At 58.0% G+C, this 19,571-nt stretch carries 13 protein-coding genes; 1 reads left to right on the forward strand and 12 read right to left on the reverse strand.

The features are described 5' to 3' along the window. Nucleotides 1-111: 111 nt before the first annotated feature. From mnmG to DNI29_RS00380, 7 genes are all read right to left on the reverse strand, one after another. Nucleotides 112-1,977 (reverse strand): tRNA uridine-5-carboxymethylaminomethyl(34) synthesis enzyme MnmG, encoded by a 1,866-nt coding sequence (gene mnmG / locus DNI29_RS00355; protein WP_110976088.1) that lies wholly within the window; start codon nucleotides 1,975-1,977, stop codon nucleotides 112-114. A 326-nt stretch (nucleotides 1,978-2,303) separates the two neighbouring features. After that, nucleotides 2,304-3,032, reverse strand: a complete 729-nt coding sequence (locus DNI29_RS00360) for a GNAT family N-acetyltransferase (protein WP_238387964.1) — start codon at nucleotides 3,030-3,032, stop codon at nucleotides 2,304-2,306. Next, nucleotides 3,032-3,199 (reverse strand): hypothetical protein, encoded by a 168-nt coding sequence (locus tag DNI29_RS24375; RefSeq protein ID WP_162303461.1) that lies wholly within the window; start codon nucleotides 3,197-3,199, stop codon nucleotides 3,032-3,034. The genes DNI29_RS00360 and DNI29_RS24375 overlap by 1 nt, the downstream gene beginning before the upstream one ends. Before the next feature lie 76 nt (nucleotides 3,200-3,275). After that, the gene (ybeY, locus tag DNI29_RS00365; RefSeq protein WP_110976089.1) at nucleotides 3,276-3,761 is read right to left on the reverse strand and encodes an rRNA maturation RNase YbeY; all 486 of its coding nucleotides are present in this window, start codon (nucleotides 3,759-3,761) and stop codon (nucleotides 3,276-3,278) included. A gap of 12 nt (nucleotides 3,762-3,773) precedes the next feature. Then, nucleotides 3,774-4,232 carry an ATP-binding protein gene (locus tag DNI29_RS00370; protein ID WP_110976090.1) on the reverse strand — a complete coding sequence of 153 codons (459 nt, stop codon included), beginning with the start codon at nucleotides 4,230-4,232 and terminating at the stop codon, nucleotides 3,774-3,776. Between the two features lie 49 nt (nucleotides 4,233-4,281). Then, nucleotides 4,282-7,725: a DUF4175 family protein gene (locus DNI29_RS00375; RefSeq protein WP_110976091.1), complete on the reverse strand. Its 3,444-nt coding sequence runs from the start codon at nucleotides 7,723-7,725 to the stop codon at nucleotides 4,282-4,284. A gap of 222 nt (nucleotides 7,726-7,947) precedes the next feature. Then, complete coding sequence (locus DNI29_RS00380; protein ID WP_110976092.1) at nucleotides 7,948-10,980, reverse strand: M16 family metallopeptidase; 3,033 nt, start codon at nucleotides 10,978-10,980, stop codon at nucleotides 7,948-7,950. A 243-nt stretch (nucleotides 10,981-11,223) separates the two neighbouring features. On the opposite strand from DNI29_RS00380, the gene DNI29_RS00390 reads away from it, so the two are divergent. Next, a complete protein-coding gene (locus DNI29_RS00390; RefSeq protein ID WP_110976094.1) occupies nucleotides 11,224-11,628 on the forward strand; it encodes a hypothetical protein in 405 nt (134 codons plus the stop codon). Nucleotides 11,629-11,632: 4 nt separating this feature from the next. On the opposite strand, the gene DNI29_RS00395 is transcribed toward DNI29_RS00390, so the two are convergent. The 5 genes from DNI29_RS00395 to DNI29_RS00415 all read right to left on the reverse strand — a co-directional run bounded on the left by DNI29_RS00395 (nucleotide 11,633) and on the right by DNI29_RS00415 (nucleotide 19,469). Then, nucleotides 11,633-12,730, reverse strand: coding sequence for a glycosyltransferase (locus DNI29_RS00395; protein ID WP_110976095.1), 1,098 nt, complete (start codon nucleotides 12,728-12,730; stop codon nucleotides 11,633-11,635). A 293-nt stretch (nucleotides 12,731-13,023) separates the two neighbouring features. Beyond that, the gene (locus tag DNI29_RS24795) at nucleotides 13,024-14,637 is read right to left on the reverse strand and encodes an MFS transporter (RefSeq protein ID WP_110976096.1); all 1,614 of its coding nucleotides are present in this window, start codon (nucleotides 14,635-14,637) and stop codon (nucleotides 13,024-13,026) included. A gap of 159 nt (nucleotides 14,638-14,796) precedes the next feature. After that, nucleotides 14,797-16,476, reverse strand: coding sequence for an alpha-amylase family glycosyl hydrolase (locus tag DNI29_RS00405; protein ID WP_238388026.1), 1,680 nt, complete (start codon nucleotides 16,474-16,476; stop codon nucleotides 14,797-14,799). A gap of 290 nt (nucleotides 16,477-16,766) precedes the next feature. After that, the gene (locus tag DNI29_RS00410; RefSeq protein WP_110976098.1) at nucleotides 16,767-17,474 is read right to left on the reverse strand and encodes an SDR family oxidoreductase; all 708 of its coding nucleotides are present in this window, start codon (nucleotides 17,472-17,474) and stop codon (nucleotides 16,767-16,769) included. A gap of 90 nt (nucleotides 17,475-17,564) precedes the next feature. Then, the gene (locus DNI29_RS00415; protein ID WP_110976099.1) at nucleotides 17,565-19,469 is read right to left on the reverse strand and encodes a glycoside hydrolase family 13 protein; all 1,905 of its coding nucleotides are present in this window, start codon (nucleotides 19,467-19,469) and stop codon (nucleotides 17,565-17,567) included. Nucleotides 19,470-19,571: the final 102 nt, after the last annotated feature.

The raw sequence follows: 19,571 nt of genomic DNA on the forward strand, positions 1-19,571 counted from the left end.
GGCTGCAACACGAAGGTACAAAACCAAAGATGCCACGAATTCAAGTAGGAATCCGTGGCATCACAATGATGGGGGAAATTTGGTCGGACGGCTGTGGCCGCAAACCAGAGGCTACCTGCCTAAGTACACCATCAGCACCGATACGTCGGCGGGGGAAACGCCGCTGATGCGCGAAGCCTGACCCAGTGTTTCGGGCTGAATCTTGAGTAGCTTCTCGCGGGCCTCGTGCGAGAGGGCCGGCATAGCTTTGTAGTCGAGGCGGCCTTTGATCTGGAAGTTTTCCAACTCCTGCACGCGCGCAGCCTGTTGGTGCTCTTTCACGAGGTAGGACTCGTACTTCACCAGAATTTCTGCCTGTTCCAGGGCTTCCGGACCGTAGGGCGTTAGGGCCAGCGTGAGGCCGGGCAGCACCCGGGCCAGGGCCGGCAGATCCACGTTAGGACGGCGCAGCAGATTCACGGCGCGGGTTTTCTCATGGATGATAGCCGAGCCGATTTCCTGCAGCCAGTCGTTTATTTCCTGGGGCTCGATGCCGTGGTTTTGCAGCAGCTTTACTACTTCCTGGGTCTGGCGTTCCTTCTCGCGCACCAGCTCCATGCGTTCCTCCGAGGCCAAGCCCAAGGCGTAGCCCAGCGGAGTCAAGCGCAGATCGGCGTTATCCTGGCGTAGCAGCAGGCGGTGCTCGGCCCGGCTCGTGAACATACGGTAGGGCTCGTCGGTGCCTTTGTTCACCAGGTCATCAATGAGTACGCCAATGTAGGCTTCGCTCCGCTTCAGGATGAAGGGCTCCTTGCCGTGCACTTTGTTGTGGGCATTGATGCCGGCCATCAGGCCCTGGCAAGCTGCTTCCTCATAGCCCGTGGTGCCATTGATTTGGCCCGCGAAGTAGAGGTTGCTGATGCGCTTGGTTTCCAGAGTCAGCTGCAGCTGGGTGGGCGGGAAGAAGTCGTACTCAATAGCGTAGCCCGGGCGGAACATCTTGGCATTCTCGAAGCCGGCAATTTTGCGCAGGGCGCGGTACTGCACGTCTTCGGGCAGGGAGCTGCTAAAGCCGTTCACGTACACCTCCACGGTGCTCCAGCCTTCGGGCTCCACAAAAATCTGGTGACGGTCCTTGTCGGCGAAACGGTTGATTTTATCCTCCACCGAAGGGCAATAGCGTGGCCCCAGACCCTTAATGCGGCCCTGGAACATGGGAGACTTTTCAAAGCCTTCCTTCAGGATTTCGTGAACCTCGGGGTTGGTGTAGGTAATGTAGCAGGGGCGCTGCTTTACCAGGGCCGGCGTATCGAGGTAGGAGAATTTGCTGGGCACTTCGTCGCCCGGCTGCTCCTCCATTTTGGAGTAGTCTAGGCTGCGGCCGTCTACGCGGGGCGGAGTGCCGGTTTTCATGCGGCCGGCCTCAAAGCCTAGCTCCTTCAGCTGCTCCGTAATGCCGGTGCTGCGGCTTTCAGCGGCGCGCCCGCCCCCAAACTGCTTCTCTCCAATGTGGATGAGGCCGTTGAGGAAGGTACCATTGGTGAGCACCACGGCCTTGCCGCGAAACTCAATGCCGAGCTGGGTCTTAACCCCTACTACTGTGTCATTCTCCACTAGGATGCCCATTACGGCTTCCTGCCAGAAATCCACGTTCAGGGTTTGCTCCAGGGTCAGGCGCCACTCTTCAGCAAAGCGCATCCGGTCACTCTGGGCCCGCGGGCTCCACATAGCGGGGCCTTTCGAGCGGTTCAGCATCCGGAACTGAATCATGGTTTTGTCGGTGATGATACCCGACTGTCCGCCTAGCGCGTCCACCTCGCGCACAATCTGGCCCTTGGCCACCCCGCCCATGGCCGGGTTGCACGACATCTGCGCGATGGTGTTCATGTTCATCGTTACGAGCAGGACTTTAGAGCCCATGTTGGCGGCGGCCGCGGCGGCCTCACAGCCAGCGTGGCCGGCTCCTACTACAATAACGTCGTACTCTTCTTGCTGCATGGCGGGATAAGCTGTAGCGCGACTAGTATGCGTCGCGCATCGATGAACTGGAAGTCAGCGGTGGCTGACCGATTCGTTCGGGGTAACACAAGAAGCGTCCTCAGTCGTTCAACAAGCCCCAAGCCGAAGCTTTCGGGTTACTGCAGACAGAAAACGCCCGCGTTTGGGCGGGCGCTTGTTCAGGCAATCAGATTCAGAAAGCAGCACGCAACACGCTCAAAACGTGTGCAAAGATACGCACTCCGCTTCTGTTTTGTGCGCAACGATGGGGTAGTGGCTGGCAGATGGCCCATAGCGGAAATCTTTACCAAGCACAGCTACCCAACTTATTCGGTCAAGTCATTATTCAAATAGTCAGTAGGCCAATCGGCCAGCAATTCAGCTGATTGAGCAGCCACCGCCTCCCACGAAAACGGCAGCCATTGGCCTGTGGCAGCATCAAACACTTCCGTGGCAGCCAGACAGGGAAACAGCTTGTAATCGAACTTGGGGTAGCGGTGCACCAAGTAGCCGGGGTAGTAATAGGCTTTGCGCAGGTGCAGGGCCTGGTTGATTTTAAGTAGCATCAGATACTTACCTAAGCTGTGCTTGCGGTAAGCGGGGTGGTAGAAATTCATGATACCGGCAATGCTACGGGCCCCACTATCAAAAATGCCCACAGCAATCAGTTGGCCTCCATCGCGCACCTCAATAGCATCGGTAGTAAATATGCTGTGCGTGGCGCCGGCCATGAGAAACGCTTCTACCGTTTCGGGCGCGTCGAAGGTAATGGAGCTGCGGTACAGGGCGTACAACTCTTCATATTCCTCCGTGAGCCGGAAGGGAAGAATAACCGTGGAAAACCGCTCATTGTAGCGCAGCAGGCGCCGTTGTTCCGGACCATACTGCACCTGGCTAAGGACCAGCCGCAGCCAGTGCACGGTGTATAGGTTGTCGTCGAGGGGTAGGAAACGGCAGGTAAACAGATCCTGGTGCATCCGGTAGTAGCCCTGGCTTAAATAAAAGTCCAGCGCATCGCCCCGGATGATGGGAATATAAGGAGGGGTAGCAGCCATTACGGAAATATACTAGGGTACGTGGATAGGTAGTATTTCCCGCCTAATAAGACCAGCTCGGAATGACCATTCTTTACTTTACTGGCCGCGCCGGCCATGTCGTTTACAGCACCATCCCCTACCCCCTTCACGGCCGCGAATGTCAGCAACGTTAACCGAGCGGGCATTTCGGCGTCGGACTAGGAGGACACAAAAACGCCCGCGTATGGAGCGGGCGTTTTGTTTGGTCAGATGTCCTACCTCTTAGAAGGTACGCAACAGAAGGCAATCGTCTTCTTTTTTGCGCATGGCCGTCTGGCTGAGCAGATCCTTGTCGGCGTAGCCGAGCAGGTGTAGCACGCCGTGAATCATTACGCGGTGCAGCTCGTCGCGGAACGTGACACCGTGAATCTGGGCGTTTTCGCGCACGCGCTCCACCGAAATAAAGATGTCGCCTTCAATGATGTCGGCGTCATCGGCGTTATCGAAGGTGATGACGTCGGTGTAGGTGTCGTGCTCCAGGTACTCCATGTTTACCTTGTGTAGGTATTCATCGGAGCAGAAGATGTAGGTGAGCTGCACAATTTCATGCTCGTGCACCTCCGCTACGCGCTCAATCCAGGAGGTCAGGTCCTGGGCGTCGGCCAGCTCGAAATCAACATCCTCTACCAGAAACTCAATACCTGGGCCTTCGTCGTGGCCGAAGTCATCGTGCTCCTGGTCGTCGTACTCGGTGGGCAGGTCGCTCATTGCGGGCAAAAACTAGTGGGTAGCGGTTTCAGCACCATTCACAGCCGAGCCGGCTTCGGAGGCCGAAGGGGCGGGTAGCATGAAGGTAAGCTGCACGTTGCGGCCATCCTTGGTAAACTCTACCTCATCGGCCAGGTGGCGGATCAGGAAGATGCCGCGGCCGCCGGGGTTTTCGAGGTTTTCGGGGGCCGTGGGGTCAATCAGGTTGGTGTAGTCGAAACCGGTGCCTTCATCCTCGATTTCAAACTTCACCCGGTCCTGATCCACGAACAAGGACAGGAAGACGTTTTTATCCTTATCGAACTTATTACCGTGCCGGATGGCATTGTTTACCGCCTCCGTGACGGCCACCATAATGTTGCCGTAGATATCGTCTTCGATGTGAAACGTATCCTTCGAGTTGTCGATAAAGCTTTCCACCACGCGGATGTTCTCGACGAGCGAAGGAATCTGAATTTTAACCTGCTTCATAGAAAAGAGAAAGGGAAGGCGGCGTTGGGGCGGTAAAAGTAGCTGAACGCTACTTCATTTTTTGAAAATATTCACTTACCTCCCGCTGATAGTAAGGCGTGAGGGCCGGCGGTACGGTGCGAAGCAGCTCCGTCTGCCGGTTTTGCTGGCGTTTGTACTGCTGAAACGCCGGCGGAAACACAGGCGGGCGGTTCTGAGCCGTCTGCGCTTCGCGCTTATCGTCCTGGTCCCGCTCCCGGGCCGACTTCTCGGCTTCCAGCAAACGAGTCAGGATTTGGCGCTGGCGCATGATAGTCTGCTCCGTCAGCCGCTTGTTTACGAGGTCGGTTTCGGTTTGTTCCATCATTTTTTTGACGTCGCCGAGGCCCCCAGCGCCGTCCTGGCCTTTCCCGTCTTTATTGTTTCCGGGTTTACCGCCGCCTTTCTGCTGCATGCGCTCCAGCTCCTGCATAGCCTGCCGGAGCATTTGCTGCTGCCCAGCTAGTTTAGCCAGCTCTTCGGAGAGGGCCCGGCCTTGCTTACCGCTCTGCTGGAGCTGCTGAATCTGCTGATTGAGCTGCTGTTGCATGCGGCCGAGTTGGCCTTCGCCGGCCGAGCTGCCTTTCTTCTTTTTGCGGCCCGGCTTACCGCCACCCTGTTGTTGCTGGCTCTGGCTTTGGCGCTGCTGTTCCTGCATTTGCTGGAGCGCATCGTTTAGCATAAGCGCCAAGTTGTTCATGCTGGTCATGGCCAGCTGCTGGGAGTTAGTAGCCCTACCCACGTTGCGCTGCCGAATCTGGTCGAGGCTTTCGTCCATGCGGCCATTCATTTCGCCTACCTCCCGCGTCACGAACGATTTGATCTGGAACACGCGCTTGGCCAAGGCATACAGCGAGTCCTGCACCACCCGGGCATCGTCCTTGAGCTTGCGCTGGGTCTGGCCGAGCTGCACAAAGCGCGGGTCCGATTGGTCTACGGTGCGGAACTGCTTCATCAGGTTTTCCTGGTCGAAGGAGAGCTTGAGCAGGTTTTCGAGGATGTCGCGCAGGTCGTCGATGTTTTCCTGCTGCTGGTCCTGTTCCTCCTCGTTCATCTGCTGCTGCATCTTCTGAGCCATTTGCTGCATTTTCTGGGCGGCCTGCTTCTGGCTCTGGCTGGCTTTCTGGTTCTGATTTTTGCCCAGCTGCTCTTGGCTGTCCTGCTGCTGCTCGTCTACCTGCTGCTGGTCCTGCTTCATCTCGTCGGCCTGGTTTTCGCCGCCGAGCTGCTGGTCCAGCTCCTTCATGTCTTTGAGGTCCTGCTTCAGCTCCTCAAACTTTTGTTGCTGCTCGGCTTGCTGCTGCTTCAGGTCCTGCTGCTTTTGCTGCTGCTGGTCTTTGCTGAGGTTATTATCGGGGTTGTTCTTGTCGTTCTTCTGAGTTTCGTCGGCCAGCTTCTGCTGCTCTTGGGCCAGCTGCTGGAGCTTTTCCAGGGCTTGGTCCTGCTTCTGCTCAAATTGCAGTTGCTTAAACATTTCCAGGGCCCGCTCCAGCTCTTTCTGCAGGGTATTCTCCTTGTTTTCGAGCTGCTGCATCAGGCGCTGCATCTCGGGCTGGTTTTGGTCTTGTTGTTGTTCCAGCAGCTTCTGCAACTCCTCGTAGAGCTTCTTGGTCTCGGGGTCGAGCAGGGTTTCCATCAGCTTTTTCAGCTCCTCAGCTTTCTGGGCCAGCTCCTCATTCTTCTGCGGATCCAGCTGGTTTTGCTGCTCCTGCAACTGCTCAAACTGGCGCTTCAGCTCATCCAGGGCCTGGTCCATCTGCTGCTTCTGGTCGAGCATGTCGCGCAGTTGCTTGCGGTCCTGGAAGTTCAGGTCGCGCTTCACTTTCAGCTTGTCCTCGGCTTTAGCTAGCTCGCGCTCCATTTTCTTGCTTTGCTGGGCGGCCTGGCTCAGCTGGCTTTGCACGGCTTGGCTCTGAGAAGCCAGCTGCTGGCGTAGCTCGGTGCGCGAAGGCAGGCGGAACTCGGCAGTGCGGCTTCGCGCCGACTTGGGCCCGTGCACGCCGTCGTTGTCCCATACCTGCACGAAATACTCCAGCCGGTCGCCGGGGCGCATGTTCAGGGGGCGCACATCCCACTGGTAAGCGTAGCTCTGGCTTGGACCGCGGCCCAGGGGTAGGGCGCGGGTTTGGTAGGCGGCATTGGCTCCGCCTTCCTGACGGTTCGGCCGGCCTTTGCTCAGCACGCGGTAGTACAGTTGCAGGCGCGAAAGGCCGTAATCATCCCGCACGTTGCCGCCCAGCGCGAGGTAGTGCAACGAGGTAGTATCCTGAAAGGCTTCTAGTGTCACGTCGGGCACCTGGTCTGGAATGACGGTGATTTGGTATTCGATGGGGTCCCGGTTGGGGCTATTGGCGTTGCGCAGGTGCACGGAGTATTGTTGGCTGCGCATGGCCCGGCGGGAAAGCAGAAACTGCTCATCATCGGCCTGGGCACTCACTACCTCGTCGGGGTTACGGAACTTCAACTGTAGCTGGTCGGTAGCTTCGGTGCTGAACTCCCAGCGCAGGTCCGAGCCCTCGGGCACGGTAAGGTTGCCGGAGTTGCGAATGGTTTCGGCGGGTTTGCCGAGGTAGGCGGGGTAGGAAACCCGCACGGCAAAGTCGCGCAGGTTAGGCCGGGCTTTCACCGTTAGGTCGTACTCCGGGGAGGTAAAGCCGGCGGCGGCCAGCTGGAATTCTACATTCTCGCGCAGCTGCCGGAAGTCGTAGCGGAAGCGGTTGCCGTTTTCGCGTACCAGGTGCCGCTCCCGGCCGCCGTACACAATGCTGATTTCGTTAGGCAGGGCCTCGCCTTCTACCGCCACGTTCAGGGTAAAGTCTTCCCCTTTGAAAGCGGTAAGATTCTTATTTTCTACTACAAAGCGGAAGGGAGCGGGCGGGCTGTACTTCTGGTTGTAGTTCAGAATTCGCTCGGTGCCCTGCACGAACAGGCTAGGATAAATAAGCAGTAGCAACACCACCACGGCTCCCGGAATGGCCACGTACTTCCACAGCGGCTTGGTCTGATCCTGAATATTAATGCCCTGGCTGAACTCCACGCCCCGTAGCTGCCCGGCGCGCTGCTCCAGGCTGGCGGCCAGCAAGGCGTTTTCCTGGGCCTGGCCGCGTAGCTGCAGCGCGTTCAGGAGCTTGTCCTGCACATCCGGGAATAGCTCCCCTACCCTGCGGGCCGCCTGCTCATCGCTCAGCATCCGGCGCAGGTTGGTCAGGGCAGCTAGGGGCTGCCAGATCCAGCGCCCGAAGGCGTAGAGCATGCCGGCCACAAACCCGAACAGCAGCCCGGCCCGCACCCAGGTGGGCAAGTACAGAAAGTACTCAAGCAGGTTGAAAACAAGGAATAAACTGAGCAGCAGGCCGCCAGCCACCAAGGCTCCACGAACCAGCAGACTCAGGTAAAATTTGCGCTTAAATGCGTCGAGGCGGGCCAGTACATCGTCCAGGGCCCGAGTCGTTGCGGGGTCTTTCTCCACTACCATAGGTTTGCCGCCTAATACGGGCTCGGGAAAGATACGTATTTCGGCCCGGCGGCTGCATGTAGGCTACACGCGAAGCCGGGCAAGAGGTTCCGCAAGTACCGTGGCGGCAGACTTAGTCAGCAGATTGGGGCTGAGCCTGCCGCCAGGGTACTAGGCTGGGCAACAAAAAAAGCCTGAACCCACTGGGTTCAGGCTTTTACATGGGGTAGGAAAACCGTGAGCTTACTTGGCTTCCTCTTTATCCTTCTTGGCTTTGCGCTTTTCCTTTTTGCCGTTGGCGTCTTTGGTCTTGATTTTCATCTTCTCATTCTCGGCCGGGGGCGTAACGGAGGCTGCGGGGGCAGGAGCCGGAGTAGCAGCGGCTACACGGTTGCCTTCAGCGTCCAGCTCCACAATTTCATAGCCCAGCTCCGTGATGCCGGGGAAGGCTTTGGCCCGGTCGCCAACTACCACAATGTACATCTGGTCGGCGGGCAGGTATTTCTGCGAAATAGCCTGCACGTCTTCCTTCTTCAGGGCTTTCAGGATGTCGCTCTGCTGCTTCACGTAGTCAGTGCTCAGGTCGTACTCTAGCAAACGCGAGAGGAAAGCGGCTTTCTGCTGGCCGGTTTCGTAGCGCAAGGCATCGTTCTGGCCCACCGACGACTGCAAGAACTGCAGCTCCTCATCGGTAATGCCATTGCGGTAGTTCTGAATTTCCTTCATGAACTCCTTCACCGAAGCTGCCGTGGCATCAGCGCGCACGCCGGCACTGGCTGTGTAAGGCCCTACGTAGCGCGTGGCCTGGAAGCCCGAGCGGGCGCCGTAGGTGTAGCCCTTGTCCTCGCGCAGGTTTAGGTTGATGCGGGAGTTGAAGGCCCCACCCAAGATGTAGTTAGAGAGGTAGGCGCGGTAATAGTCGCCGGTTGCATCGTAGGTGAGCGGGGTCAGGTAGCCCACCCGAATTTCCGACTGAGCGGCCCCGTCCTTGTTCACGAAGTAGATGCGGGTTTTGTCGGGCTGGGTTGCGTTACCCCCAACCGGCAACGCAACCTCCTTCTTCTGCCAGCCTTTCAGGAAGCCTAACTGATTGGTGAGGGTCGTCTGGTCGGCGTCGCCTACGGCTACCAGGTAGCTTACGTTGGGCGCGTAGTTCTGCTGATAGAACTGCTTCACGTCGTCGAGCGTGAGGCTGGTTACCGTGGCTGTGGTACCGCTGCTGGGCACGCCCATAATGTTGGTAGAGCCATACACCAACCGATCGAAGGTTTTGTTGGCAATAACTACCGGCTGAGTATTCTGGTTGGCAATGCCTTCCAGGGTCTGCTTCTTGAGACGAGCGAAATCAGCCTCATCGAAGCGCGGGCGCAGCAGGCGCTCTTCCAGCAGCTTCATGGTGGCGGGCAGGTTCTTGGTCAGGCTCTGCACGTACACGGTGGTGTTGTCGTCGCCGGCCGAAACCCGAATGGTGCTGCCCAGCTTGTCCAACTCGGAGCTAAACTGCTCGCCGGTGTACTTCTGGGTGCCTTCGTTCATGAGGCTGGCCGTAAGCGAAGCAATACCGGCCTTGTTGGGCGTGTTCTGCTCCAGGCGGTGGCCACCCCGGATGGTGAGGAGCATGGTTACCGTCGGAATTTCAGTGTTGCGCGAGCCCATCAGGCGCAGGCCATTGTCCAGGGAAGCCTGCCATACCTGCGGCACCTGCACCACCGGGTTGGTGCCGGCTTGGGGCTGCTTGCTCCGGTCGAAGGTATCCTTGGCTTTCACGTACGTCAGGCCATTGTAGCCGTAGTCAGGAGCTTGGTAGCCTTCCTTCGATACGGTGTAGTTATCGGCCTTAGCGGGTTTCACGCTGCCATTCTTGGGCACCACGCTCAGAATCACGGCGTGCTTGCCTTTGATGTACTGGTTGTACACGCGGTTTACCTCGGCAGGCGTTACGGCGCGCAGGCGCTTCAGCTCCTCGGGCAGGCGGTTGGGGTTACCGAAGAACGTCTGGTTGGCGGCCAGCTGGCTTACTTTGCCGTTTACACTGGCTAGGCTGTTTATCAGTTGTGCTTCGGTGCTGGCTTTAAAGCGGGTTACCTGTTCGGCCGTGGCGCCTGTACGCTCAAACTCCGTCAGCGACTTACGCACTCTTACTTCCAGGCTGTCGAGGCTTTTGCCGGGGAAAGGCAGGGTTACCAGCGTAAACTCACCCGACAGCTCTGAGGTGATGTTATAGGCCTGCGCCTGGGCAGCCTGCTGGGTTTTTGTGAGGTTTTTGTAGAGCAAAGAGTTTTTACCCTGCCCAATTATTTCGGCCAGTGCATCGAGGGCGTACTCATCGGGGTGGCCATTAGGCACCGTCGGGAATACCATCTGCAGCATAGGTAGGCGCACGTTGTCCTGGTAGCTCACGTAGCGGTCCTGGGCCAGCTTGGGGGCAGCCAGCTTCTGGGCAGCCACGGCGGGGCCCTTGCTGATAGGGCCGAAGTACTTCTCGGCCAAGCGCACTACTTCCTGGGGCTTCACATCGCCGCCCACAGTAAGGGTAGCATTGTTGGGGCCATACCAGCGCAGGAAGAAGTTCTTGAGGTCGTTTACGTCGGAGCGGTCCAGGTCTTCGAGGTAGCCGATGGTCAGCCAGCTATAGGGGTGGCCGTAGGGGTAAAGGGTGCGGGCCACGTTCTCCGAGGCCAGGCCGTAGGGGCGGTTGTCGTAGTTCTGGCCCCGCTCGTTTTTCACAGTGGAGCGCTGTACCTCAAACTTCTGCTGCGTTACGGCATCCAGCAAGAACCCCATGCGGTCAGCCTCCAGCCACAAAGCCGTTTCCAGCTGGTTGCTGGGTACGGTTTCGAAATAGTTGGTCCGGTCGCGGTTAGTAGTGCCGTTGAGAGTACCGCCGGCAGCCGTTACGGTCTTGAAATGCTGTTCGTCGGCTACGTTGTCGGAGCCCTGGAACATCATGTGCTCAAAGAAGTGCGCGAAGCCCGACTTGCCAATCTGTTCCCGGGCCGAGCCTACGTGGTAGGTCACGTCTACGTGCACCAGCGGATCAGAGTGGTCTTCGGTGATAATCAGGGTAAGGCCGTTGGGCAACACGTACTTTTCGTACGGAATTACCAGCTCTGAGCCCTTGCGGGTTACTTTCTCTACCAGGCGGGCGCCGCCGGCGGTAGGGGCGGCCGCTTTGGTAACAGTAGCGGGCTTAGTAGCTGGTTTTTGCTGGGCCTGAGCGGGCTGAAATGCCAGCGAGGCTCCCAAGCCCAGTAGCAACAAGTGGTTGCGAGTCATTCGGTATAAACTAGAGTGGAGGAATACAGCGGGAAGTTACGCGCCGAAAGACAAATGCAATGCGCGGCGGCTGCATCAACCTGGCCGGGCTACAGGCCGTACTGTCCTCACCCTGGCTAGCTAAGTTCCAAACTACCTTTGCCGGAATTTCTTCCGGCAAAAATCTTCCTGCTAACAGCGGCTTTTGCAAAACAAAAGCGCTACGGTGGAGCTTACTGCTTTCCTTGCTACTTTACTCTGCAGATGCCCGCTTTTGAATCTGACTACCTGCGCATTTCCTACCGACCCGATTTGCACGTTTTGTTTATGCGGTGGTCGAGGCCGGCAACGGCAGCCGAGCACCGGACGGGCTACCTAGCTGCGCTGGACCTAGCCCGGGAGGAGCAGGCCAGCCACTGGCTGATTGATTTGCGCAGCCGTGGCCTGGCCGATTTAGCCAGCTTGCAGTGGATTCTGGAAGATTTTGGCGCCGAATTTCAAAAGTCCCTCCCCCACGCCGAGCGCCGACTAGCCTATTTTACTACCCCCTACTACAGCGAAATACTGGAGGAACGCCTGCGTGAGCTTGGCAACATCAAGACCGGGTTGGCTATTCGGGTGTTCACAGAGGAAATGCCCGCCTACGAGTGGCTCCGAACCGGCCGGTAGTTTCCTACCCCTCGGCCCAGCGGTAACGGCGCTCCTTCCACTGAATACCCGACGGCCACCACGTATAGGCCAGCACCGCCAACGACATAAACAGCAGATACACATCGTACACCAGCAGCACGGCCAGGTTTTCGCGGTGCCCGGCTTGGCGTAGGGTAATGAGCAGGCAGAGCGTTTGGCAGGCTACTTTGGCCGCATACAAGAGCCCAATGGTTTCCAGCGGCAGCAAACCGGGCCAGCCCAGCACAGTGTAAAAAATACTATAAGAGCTGAACAGCAGGCTCAGTTGCCAGGGTAGCCGCACGGCGCCCTTCATCCAGCGCTTGCGCTGCTGCAGCAGGCACTGGATTGTGGGCTGGGCCACTGAAATACCCAGGGCACTGGGGGTGATGATGTTGCGGTAGCCCCAACCCTGCCCCACTACCTTCTCAAACAGCTGCAAGTCCTCTGTAATGCTAAAAGCCAGCGCCTCGTAGCCCCCAATCGACTCATAGGCCTTGCGGGTTACCAGCATGTTGTTACCCACGGCCGTAATAGGCAGGCCCAAGTCGGTCAGCATCCGAATCAGGCTTAGGCCAAACAACCAGTCGAGGCCCTGAAGGCGGCCAAACAGGTTGCCCTCGGCCGTGGTGATGCCCGTCACGATTCCTACCCCCTCGGGGGCAGCGGCCAGCATGGTCTGGACCCAATCGGGGTGGAGGGCCATGTCGGCGTCCGTAAACAGCAGATACTCGGTGGTAGCAGCGCGGCACAGGTGAGCCAGAGCATTGCTTTTGCCGCGGGCCGTGCCCAGGCGCTGTCGGATGCTCAGGAGCCGGAACTGGGGTTTGTCTTGGATAAACTCCTCTACTAGCGCGGCGGTGTTGTCGGTGGAGGCATCGTCGCCGATGAGGATTTCCAACTGTTCGGCGGGGTAGTTGAGCTTGGTTAGGGCCGTCAGACAACGGATGATGGTGGCTTCCTCGTTGCGCGCGGCAATCAGAATGCTCACGCGGGGCCGGGCGCTACTGGGGTGCAAGGGCCGTCGCGACACCACCAGCAGAATAATCACCAACAAGAAAACGCCGAAAAACAGGCCAAAGAATACTGCTGGAAACACCATATGCTGCTGATCTATCAAAGCAAGCCACGGTGTTTAGATAAGGAAAGCAATAGCGTGGCGCGACTAAGAAATACGAGGAACCACCCGCTTCCTGTTGCCGGTTAAATGCTGATTTTATGGGTAAGTAGTTGCGTAGAAATACGGAGCCGGTTTTTAGTGCCGCTGATTTCATAAACCCGGCACGCTGCCAGCCACGGTTTTGCTAAGGCACTACAGCCGTTGGCTACCCCCTTTAAAGACGCAAACCCTGGCTGCACAGGCGGCCAGGGTTTGCGTCTTTAAAGGGGGTAGGGTTATGCTTGCGGATTGGTGAGTACCGGAGTATCGTAGCCGGGGTTTTCCATAACGGCGGCTACGTGGGTATCGTCGTCGTCGCGGACGCGCAGGGTGAGCAGTCCGGCCAGAACCATGCTGGCCCCTCCCAACACCAGCGTATTCAGGGTGTTGCCCTGGAACACGTTCACGGTGAAAAAGCCCAGGATGGTGGCGGCCACAATCTGCGGAATAACGATGAAGAAGTTAAACACACCCATGTAGTAGCCCATGCGGTTGGCAGGCAAAGAGCCCGCCAGAATAGCGTAGGGCATGGAGAGGATGCTGGCCCAGGCAATGCCCACCAGGCTCATCGACACGATGATGTAGTCGGGGTTGGTGATAAACTTCAACGACACTAAGCCTATGCCGCCGAGCAGCAGGCAGAGCATGTGGGTACGGCGGCGGCTGGTGCGGGCCGCAATCAGCGGAATGATAAAGGCGAAGACGGCTGCTACCCCGTTGCGCACCGAGGAACACAAACTCAGCCAGTCGGCGCCATCGTTGTACTGCTGCTGCACGCGCTGGGCGGTGGCCTTTTCCTGCTCCGTCAGTTGGGCTTTATCCACGGCGTAGCTAGCCATGTTCAGGCTAATTACCTTGTCGGTTTTGTCGGCCTGAAACTTGTCGATTTCCGCTACGTCGCGCTTGAGACCATCCAGCTCCTTGGTATTGGCATTGGCAGCCGGAGCGCCGGTTATCTGCCCCTTCAGCTTCTGATACAGGGGCGCATCCACGCGCATGTTGTAGATGTTGCTGGTTACGGCGTTGGTGGCGTAAATCCACATCGAGAACAGCGCAAACCAGGTGAAGAACTGCACTACGGCCAGCTGACGCATGGCGGCCGGCATGTGGAAAATGCCGGCAAACGATTCGCGCAGCCCGTCCCACATGCCCACCTTGGCGTTTTCGGCCCGGAAGGCCTCCATGTCCTCGGGCGGCGTTTCAGTGCTGGTTACCACCGTGTAAATAACTGAGCTGAGGAAGGCCGCCGCACCCACATAGAATGCCCACTTCACGGAGGGTGGAATTTCGCCGGCCGGCGCCGTATTGCTCATGCCCAGCCAATTGGTAAACACCCAGGGCAGCAGGGCCGCCACCACCGAGCCTACCCCGATAAAAAAGCTCTGCATGGCAAAGCCTGAGGTTCGCTGCTCCGAGGGCAGCTTATCGCCCACGAAGGCGCGGAAGGGCTCCATGGAGATGTTAATGCTGGCGTCCATAATCCAGAGCATGCCGCCCGCCATCCACAGGGCCGAAGAATTAGGCATCACCAGCAGGGCCAGCGAGGCCAGAATGGCGCCAATCAGGAAGAACGGCCGGCGCCGCCCGAAGCGCGGGCTCCAGGTGCGGTCGGAGAGGTAGCCGATGATGGGCTGAACCAGCAGGCCAGTTACCGGGGCCGCAATCCACAGAATCGGAATGTCATCCTTGTTGGCACCCAGGGTTTCGAAGATGCGGCTAACGTTGGAGTTCTGCAGCTCAAAGCCAAACTGGATACCCAGAAAGCCAAAGCTCATGTTCCAGATTTGCCAGAAGCTCAGGCGGGGTTTTTCGCGGGTACTCGCGGGAGCAGCCGCTGCACTAATTGCCATGGGTTGGTGGGAAGTTAGGGGGTAGGGAGGTCGGGTGAGGAAGTGAGAGGTGAATAGTAAGCGGTAACAGGTGAGCAGTAAAAGCGGAAGGCAATAGGGCATTATTGCTTGGCTGCCGTTTCCGCTTCGTCACTTTTTCACCTATCACGGTTCATCTCATTACTCTTTCGGTTTGATTTCGAAGATATAAGCGCTTTGCGGAGCCAGCGTGAGGTTGAGGGTTTCCACGGCCGGAGCCTGGCTGAGTAGTTCCGTGTAGGTATGAAACTGATTAGGGTTCAGACCCATAAGCTGCATAACTTCCTTCGGAATGCGGATGGTAGGCTTATAAGTTTTGTCGGGGCTGAAGTTGGCCACAATGAGCAGCCGCTGCTTATCGGTGAAGCGCAGGTAAGTGTAGAGCTGGCGCTGGTTGTACTGGGCGCCCAGGTTGTTGGCGTCCTGCAGTTCGTAGAAACGGCCCCGACGAATAGCCTCGCTCTGGCTGCTGAGGTTGAGCAAACGGGAGTAAAACGCTTGCAGCTGCTTTTGTTCTTCACTGAGCTTGCCGCCGTCAAACTTGCCGCCGTTCATCCACTTCTGGTGTTCCGGCACGCCCCAGTAATCGAAGATGGTAGTGCGCCCGTCCTCCCCCGAGAAGCCTTCGGAGCCGTGGGCCGGTTCGCCTACGTCCTGCCCGAAGTAGAGCATCACGGGACCGGTGCCAAGGGTAGCGGAAACCGTCATGGCCGGAATGGCGGCGCGGGGGTTGCCGGCAAAGTCCTTGGAGGTAATTCGCTGCTCGTCGTGGTTTTCCAGGAAGCGTAGCATGTGGCCCGAGAAGCCGCGGCTTTCCTGGCTCCATACTTTGGTAATATCCTCCGTAGTGCCCTCGCCGCGCATCAGGCGGCGCAGCCCGTCGTAGAGGCCCACCTTGTCGTAGAGGTAGTCGAAGTGGCCCTGCTCGATGTACATCTTGTAGGTTTTGGCGTCGTAGGCTTCGCCGATGAAGATGAGGTCAGGCTTCACCTTCTTCAGCTCCGGAATAACCCAGGCCCAGAACTCCACCGGCACCATCTCGGCCATGTCGCAGCGGAAGCCGTCCACGTTCTTCTTAGTCCAGAAGATTAGGATGTCGCGCATTTTCAGCCAGGTGTCCGGCACCGGCTCAAAGTGCTTGGCGCGCCCGTTCTGATAATCGACGCCGTAATTGAGCTTGATGGTCTCAAACCAGTCGTCCACCTTAGGCGCCTCCGAAAACACGTCGTTGCCGGTAGCCTTGGCAGGCACTTCCTGAAACTTCTTGTCCTCACGCGGGCCGGATAGCGGCCCCAATGGGTTGTAGCCCGCCGGCACCACAAACGACTTGCCGGGCAGGTAGTAGAAGTTGTTGTTGGGGGTGAAAGCCTTGCTCTTGTCGTCCTTCTCCCCCAAGTCCACTACCCCCGCCGGCCGCGCATCCGATTTATAAGTGCGGGCTACGTGGTTGGGAATGAAGTCGATAATGACTTTCAGGTCGTTGTCGTGGGTGCGCTTTACCAGGGCCTCAAACTCCTGCATCCGGCTCTTCACGTTCACAGCCAAGTCAGGGTCCACATCGTAGTAGTCCTTCACGGCGTAGGGCGAGCCGGCGCGGCCTTTCACTACATCAGCATCGTCGAGGGCAATGCCGTGCTTGGTGTAGTCCGTCATGGTGGCGTGCTCCAGTACCCCGGTGTACCATACGTGCGAGGCTCCCATTTTCCGGATAGCCTGCAGAGCTGTGGTCGTAATGTCGTTGAACTTCCCTACCCCATTCTCCTGGAGCGTACCGTAGGGCTTGTTCACGGCCGTTTTATTACCGAACAAGCGGGTCATCATCTGGTAAATCACCAGCTTATGGTCCTGGGGCTGCTCGTCGGTGGTGTTGGGATCTGAGGAAAAAACAGTTTCTGCCACAGGCGCGGAAGGTTGCGAAGTCAGAAGAGAGGATGAAAACGACGCCAGACCCAGGGAAAGGGCCGCCGCTGGAAGTAGCAAGTGCTTCATAGGTGTCAGTTACCCGTTGTGAGTTGCCAGAGCAGGTCTTCCGGAACTAATGAAAAATAAACAAAATGTAATCTACTATCTCCGGACAAAGGACTGGCAACTCACCACACGCAACCGAACTATTACCACTCCTGAGTAAGCGGGTGGAGCATCAGTTCATCTACCACTACGTGAGCGGGGGCCTCCAGCACGTAGCGCACAGCCTGAGCTACATCGGAGGGTTTAAGATGCGTTTTCTCGGCTTCCGTGCTGCCCGGCTTCGATTCGTTGAAGTAGGTATCCACCATGCCAGGGTATATGGTGCTGACCTTTACCCCAAATGGCCGCACTTCTTTGCGCAAAGAGCCCAGCAGCGCATCCTGGGCGTATTTGCTGGCGCCGTACACAGTGCCGTGCTCAAAGGTGCGCCGGGCTACGTCGGAGGCAATGCCCACAATGTGGCCGTGACCCTGGGCCTTCAGATGGGGCACAATGGCCTTGCACAACAGAAAGGTGCCCTTCACGTTCACGTCGAAAATCCGGTCCCATTCCGCCGATTCAAAATTCTCGAGCAGGTTAAAAGAGCCTACCCCCGCATTGCACACCAGAATGTCGAGGCGGCCGAAGCGGCTGAGCGTTTCGGCCACAATGAACTCCGCATCGGCCTCGTCGGCTACGTCGGCGGGAATAGCTAAGCCCTGGGTTTTCAGGTTGAGCTCCTCCAACTCCTCGGCGGTGCGGGCTACGGCTACCACTTTGGCACCTTGCATGGCCAGTAGCAGGGCCGTGGCTTTCCCAATGCCGCGGCTGGCACCCGTTACAATGGCTACTTTGTCGGTTAAGTCGGTCATGGAATTATCAGATTTAAGCTGAAAATAGTACCGGGTGGTAGCGTAATAAGTAGCGAAGGGCGGCAGTGGTTCCGCCGCCCTCCGGGATTCTTATTTTTTCAGCTCCACAACCCAGGCCGTACGCCCCGGAATCTTGAAGGTTTTCAAGTCAGAAAGCGTAGCGCCAGTTGCTACCTCAGTGCCCGAGCTAAATCCGCTGGTGCGCTCTGCAAATCGGGCACCATCCACGGTCTTCTCTTCCTTGTTGCCGTTCAGCATCACCATTACGGCTTGGCCCTGGTCGTTGTAGCGGAAGTAGGTGTACACGCCGTCCTGCGGAATGAACTGCATGAGCTTACCGGTGGCTACTACCGGGTGCGTTTTGCGGTAGTTGGCCAGGGTGCTGAGGTAAGTGAAGGCCTCGCCGGCCTGGCCAGTGCGTCCGGCCGCCGTGAAGTAGTTCTGCTTATCACCGGCAAAGCCGCCGGGGAAATCTTCGCGCACCTTGCCATCGGGGTTCGAGAAGTTCTTCATCAGCACCTCGGTGCCGTAGTAGAGCTGCGGAATGCCGCGCGTCGTCAGCAGCCAGGCCACGCCCAGCTTGTACTTGGCAAAGTCCTCCCCTATCACGGAGTAGAAGCGGCTCATGTCGTGGTTGTCGAGGAAGGTCACGTTGCGGGTCGCGTCCTCATACATCCAGTCGCCCTGCAGGGCTTCGTACAGGCGGTTCATGTTGGGCTGGTCGCCGCGCAGTGCGTCGTGAATGGCGCCCTGCGACTGAAAGTCAAACACCGACTCCAGGTTGGACTTGAACCCATCGACGGGCTGGAAGATGTTGCGGGCGAAGAAGGCCTGCTGGGCCGTGCTACCCACCCAGGCCTCGCCAAACTTGAACAGGTTCGGAAACTCCTCGTTCAGGGCCTGGCCCCACTGCATCAGGAACTTGGGGTCAGAGTAGGGATAGGTATCAATGCGGTAAGCGTCGAGGCCAGTGTACTCCACCCACCACAGGAAGTTCTGAATCAGGTAGGTAGCCACCAGCGGGTTGCTCTGGTTCACATCGGGCATGGTGGTGTCGAACCAGCCTTTGTTGTAGAGCCGACGGTCCAGGTCCGAGCCATAGGGGTCGTTGAGGGCCGAGGAGTTGTAGTTACTGCGCGTGAACGAGGGCCACTGGTTAAACCAGTCCTTGGCAGGCTGATCTAGGAACAGGTAGTTTTTGCTACCCATGTGGTTGAGCACCACGTCGTGCACCACTTTCAGGCCGTTCTGGTGGGCGCGGTCCACAAACTGCTTATATTCCTCCAGGGTGCCGTAGCGGCGGTCGGTGTTGTAGTAGTCGGTGAGGGCATAGCCGTGGTAGCTGGCCTTGGGCATGTCGTTTTCCACCACCGGCGTTAGCCAGATGGCCGTAGCCCCCAGGCTCTTGAGGTAGTCGAAGTGGTTTTCGATGCCCTTCAGGTCGCCGCCGTGGCGGGAGTACATCGAGTCGCGGGCCACCTGGGGGGCGCGCATGCCTTTGATATAATCGTTTTTCGGGTCGCCGTTCGAGAAGCGGTCCGGCATCAGGAAATAGATGAAATCCTGCTGGGTCAGGCCCTGCACCTTCTGCTTATCACCGGGGGTAGTGCGCTGGCGCAATTCGTAGCTATAGGTCGTTTTCTTGTCGCCCTTGAATTCCAGCTGCAGCTTACCGGGCTTGGCCGCGGGGCTAATGGTAAGGTTGAGCAGCAGGTAGTTGGGGCTCTCCAGCTTCTGTACCCCATCCAGCGTCACGCCTTCGTAGGCCTTCAAGGTAGCCGTGCTGTTGGCAATGCCGGGGCCGTGCACCAGCAGTTGCAGCTTGGGGTTCTTCATGCCCACCCACCAGAAGGTAGGATCGATGCGCTGAATACCGGCGGGTTTGGCGGCCAGAGCCGGGGTAGCAATGGTAGCAGCAGTTGTATGGGCCAGCGCTGGAGCTGTAGTAGCTAGCAGAGTACCGGCCAAGAAGGGCAGAAAACGGGCAGAAATCATACGCGAGTGGGATGAGGAAACGTAGGTGGCAAGGTACGCACCCCACAATCTGCACGCTACTACCTAAGCGCGGCTGAATGGTGACGTATTGACGGATTTTAA

Origin of the sequence: Hymenobacter sediminis, assembly GCF_003231285.1 — a bacterium.
Classification (GTDB): Bacteria; Bacteroidota; Bacteroidia; order Cytophagales; family Hymenobacteraceae; genus Hymenobacter; species Hymenobacter sediminis.